This is a genomic window from Arthrobacter sp. CAL618 (assembly GCF_000468215.1).
Lineage (GTDB): Bacteria > Actinomycetota > Actinomycetes > Actinomycetales > Micrococcaceae > Arthrobacter_D.
This window is the reverse complement of record NZ_ASZW01000110.1, coordinates 1,969-6,121: the sequence shown is the minus strand read 5'-3', so window position 1 is coordinate 6,121 and position 4,153 is coordinate 1,969. Positions and strand designations below refer to the sequence as shown.

The window sequence follows — 4,153 nt, the reverse complement described above, 5'->3', positions numbered from 1 at the left end:
CCCGCCGCCTCAGTTGACGGGCGGGGCGGTGCACCAGCGGCTTCCGCTGCCAGCCCATCTCACCGCAGCATGATCAGGGCAATTTTTCGCGGGCTCCGCCGGCCTATTCCTGGCGCCCAGCCGCGGCTTCGGTTCGAGTTCCCGCCCGAGCGGATCCCCGCGCCGGTGCCTACCGACGACGACGTCTCACTCGGTGACGACCGGCTGAAGTTCGGAAACGCCCAGCCCCAGTCCATGCGTCATCACCCGATTCACTTCGGTTTCATGGGGACGGTGGGCGTGGGGCTGGCTCTGCTCGCCTACTTCATGATCACCAACGTGGGCCAACTGCTGCTGTGGATTGGCGCGGCAATGTTCATTGCACTGGGGCTCGACCCCATTGTCCGGTGGCTGGAAAAGAAGAAGGTGCCCCGCCCGGCAGGGATTGCGGTGGCGCTGTTGCTGCTTGCCGGCATCATCGCGGCCTTCTTCGCCACCCTGATTCCCACCATCGTGAACCAGACCAGCCAGTTTGTGGATCGGGCGCCCGGTTTCGTTGATGATTTCCTCAACTCCGAGTTCTTCCAGACTGTCGATGAACAGTTCCAGGTCCGGGAACGTGTCACCGAGGAAGTCAACAACTTCTTCAACGACTCGGATGCTGTAGGCGGCATCTTCGGCGGTGTGCTGGGCGTTGGCACCGTCATTATCAACAGCCTGTTCGGTACCCTCATTGTCCTGGTCCTGACCCTCTATTTCCTGTCCTCGCTGCCCGCAATGAAGAAGTGGGCGTACCGGTTGGCGCCGCGCTCACGCCGCCCCCGGGTGGAGTCGCTGGCGGAGGAGATCACCAGCAGCGTCGGCAACTACGTGATTGGGCAGGCCTGTGTGGCCATCCTCAACGCGACCTTCGCCTTCGTTTTCATGACGATCGCGCAGGTGCCCTTTTCGGTCCTCCTGGCCTTCGTCGTCGCGCTGCTGGCCTTCATCCCCCTGGTGGGCGCCCTGATTGCGGCAGTGATCGTGACGGCGGTCGCGATGACTGCAGGCTGGCAGACGGCGCTGCTCTTCGCGGTCCTGTACCTCGCCTACCTGCAGGTCGAGGCATACTTCATCTCGCCGCGGATCATGCAGCGCGCCGTGGCGGTACCCGGTTCGGTTGCAGTCATCGCCGTTATTGCCGGCGGAAGCCTCCTGGGTGTGCTGGGCGCGCTGATTGCCATTCCGACAGCCGCAGCGGTGATGCTGCTGCTCAAGGAAGTCTTTATCGCCCGCCAGGACAGTCAGTAAGCCAGGACAGTCAGGACGCTGTGTCAGGACGCTGTGGCTGCGGCTCCGGTCCAGGTAGTGGGCAGTGACTGCGATGCCCCGGGCAGCACGGTGTCGGTGATTTCATCCAGGACCCGGGCGGCGTACTTCTCCCCCACCCACAGGTGCTTGGCGCCGTCGACGCCGATCACCTCGGCCTGGGGGATCCGGGCGAACCGCTCGGTCGCTGCCGCTGGCTGCAGGTAATCGTCGTGCTCGGGGACCAGCACCTTGAGCGGCAGGCCGGACGCGGCCCATGCCTCAAGATCTTCTTCCCCAGCACGATGCAGTGGGGGCGACAACAGCACCGCCCCCTGGATCAGCGGGGCGATCGGATCAAGGGCGCCGTACTTCAGGCACAGCTCGGTGCCAAAGGACCAGCCCACCAGCCAGATGTTGCCTGGGCTATGCTCGGCCGCCCAGGCGACGGCGGCCTCAATGTCGGCGCGCTCGGCAACCCCACCATCGAACTCGCCTTCGCTGCAGCCCCGCGGCGAGCACGTGCCACGGGTGTTGAACCGCAGCACCGCAATGTCGGCGAGTGCCGGAAGCCTGAAGGAGGCCTTGCGGAAAACGTGGGAGTCCATGAATCCACCTGCAGTCGGCAGCGGATGCATCATCACCAAAGTGGCACGGGCCGGCCTGTCCGCTGGCTCAGCGAATTCGCCCACCAGGCGTAGTCCGTCGGTGGTGCGCAGTTCGATCTCGGTGCGCCGCGCCGGGAGGACCGTTGACGCCCTGATATCCATGGGTCCGTCGGACTCGGTGAACTCATAACTGGTTACGGTGGAAGTCATCGTTTCAGTCTAGGGGAACTGCAGTGGGCGGTTCAGTACCGGTAGCTGCGGGTTCGCCAGCAGTTGACGTGCCAGTGCCTCCGGCCAGCGAGCCCGGCCGCTGCACCAAACAGGGAGTCCTCCTGCCAGACCACCAGGTGCGCAAGACCGGGCGGGATCACCCGGTGGCACCCGGGACAGACATAGTCCTTGGCCGCGTTGCGCTCGGTGATCCGCCGGACGGACCATTCGCCGTCGGGAGCGCTTTCCCGGGTCGGTATCCCCGCCCGCGCACGCTCCAGGTCGATTTCCGGCACCGGCTCTGCCTTCCTCCCGGGCTGCGCTGACGGCTTCCCGGGACGGCGAGGGCGGTTGGAGCGGGGCATAGGTCAAGTCTGCCTGACGAATCGCCGACTCGGGCACAACCGGCGTCCGGTGGGGCAGGGTCCAGCCGCGTCCTGTGGGACGATTTAGGTACTCCCCACCACACAAGTTCCCTGGAAGGCTTTCGTGCGTTTAGTCATAGCCCAGTGCTCAGTCGATTACATCGGGCGCCTCCGCGCCCATTTGCCCCTCGCCACCCGGCTGCTGATGGTGAAGGCCGATGGGTCGGTGTTGGTGCATTCCGATGGTGGTTCCTATAAGCCGCTCAACTGGATGAGCCCGCCAGCCTCGCTGCGGATCTCCACTCCCGAGGAGGCCGACACTGAACTGGGCGTCACCGAGGTGTGGAACGTTCAGCATGCCAAGAGCGATGACCGGCTGGTCATTAACATCCACGAACTGATCCATGAGTCCTCCCATGATCTGGGTGTTGACCCCGGGCTGGTCAAGGACGGAGTCGAAGCGGACCTCCAACGGCTCCTCGCCGAACAGATCCACCTGGCCGGAACTGGTTTCACCCTGATCCGCAGGGAGTACATGACCGCCATCGGACCGGTCGACATCCTGGCCCGTGATGCTGCCGGTGCCACAGTAGCCATCGAGCTCAAGCGCCGCGGCGACATTGACGGCGTCGAGCAACTGACCCGCTACCTTGAGCTCCTCAACCGGGACCCCCTGATGGCACCGGTCCGAGGGATCTTCGCTGCCCAACAGATCAAGCCGCAGGCCCGGGTCCTCGCACTGGACCGGGGTATCGACTGCCTGGTACTCGACTACGACATGATGCGTGGCGTCGACGACGTCGAGTCGCGCCTCTTCTAGGCCTCGGCCACGCGGATCAGCACCTTGCCGGTGACACCATTCTCGACGGCGTCGTGGGCGGCGGCCGTGTCCTCAAGGGTGAACCAGGTGATGGGAAGCCCTGCGGGCTCTCCAACGGGCAGCGCGCCCGCGCGGAGGGCAACGGTGATATCCTCGGCGGCTGCGAGGAGCGCCTCGGTTCCCACCGTGTAGAGGAGCAACCCCTGCCACCGAACGTTTTTCGCGAAGCTCGGGACGATCGGAGCCGTGAAACTATCCCCGTTGTTATTCGCGTAGTAGGCGATGCTGCCGTGGTTGGCGATGACCTCGACGTCAAGCAGGGCGTTCTGACCGGGAGCAACCTCGACCACGTGATCGACGCCGTCGGGAGCGATGTCGAGGATACGGTCGGCAATCGAGTCATCCGGGTAACGCACCACGTGCTGGGCCCCGGCGGCGCGGGCCAGCCCGGCTTTCGCTTCGCTGCTGACCGTCGCAATGACCGTTGCACCAGCCCAGACCGCAAGTTGAATCGCTGCGTGACCAACAGCCCCGGCACCTCCCTGGACAAGGACGATCCGGCCAGCCAGGGCCTCCGGTGCAAGCCGGGCCGGACCGTTCTCATGAACTGTCAGTGCACGGTGAGCCGTCATCGCCGGAACGCCCAGGCTGGCGGCAACCTCGAAGCTGACGCCTTCAGGAAGCTGAACAACACGGTCTGCCGGGAGCACGGCGAATTCCTGGGCGGTTCCGGTCGGACGGCCGTGGGCAGCAAGGTAGATCCACACCCGGTCGCCGGCCTTCAGAGCGGTGACTCCCTCGCCGACGGCGTCGACAAGGCCGGCGCCGTCCTGGTTCGGAACCACCTCGGGGAAGGCGGGATCACCCGCGGCGCGGGCCTTCCA

General features: G+C 65.2%; 4 protein-coding genes and 1 pseudogene (1 of these 5 cut by a window edge). 2 read left to right on the top strand and 3 right to left on the bottom strand.

Annotation, left to right across the window (positions count from 1 at the left end; translation table 11 throughout):
* The coding region (locus K728_RS0106990) for an AI-2E family transporter (protein WP_443110938.1) at positions 1 to 1,269 on the top strand (1,269 nt) is incomplete at its 5' end.
* 23 nt (positions 1,270 to 1,292) lie between these two features.
* Here the strand turns inward: K728_RS0106990 and K728_RS0106985 are convergent.
* Together K728_RS0106985 and K728_RS0106980 are read right to left on the bottom strand one after the other, a co-directional pair.
* A complete protein-coding gene (locus K728_RS0106985) occupies positions 1,293 to 2,084 on the bottom strand; it encodes an alpha/beta hydrolase (protein WP_019481189.1) in 792 nt (263 codons plus the stop codon).
* 32 nt (positions 2,085 to 2,116) lie between these two features.
* A complete protein-coding gene (locus K728_RS0106980) occupies positions 2,117 to 2,449 on the bottom strand; it encodes a hypothetical protein (protein WP_024476289.1) in 333 nt (110 codons plus the stop codon).
* A gap of 124 nt (positions 2,450 to 2,573) precedes the next feature.
* Between K728_RS0106980 and nucS the strand changes: the two genes are divergently transcribed.
* Positions 2,574 to 3,269 carry an endonuclease NucS gene (nucS, locus tag K728_RS0106975; protein ID WP_019481187.1) on the top strand — a complete coding sequence of 232 codons (696 nt, stop codon included), beginning with the start codon at positions 2,574 to 2,576 and terminating at the stop codon, positions 3,267 to 3,269.
* Here the strand turns inward: nucS and K728_RS18705 are convergent.
* Positions 3,266 to 4,153: pseudogene (locus K728_RS18705) on the bottom strand (NADPH:quinone reductase); it runs 127 nt beyond the window's last position. The gene nucS and the pseudogene K728_RS18705 overlap by 4 nt on opposite strands.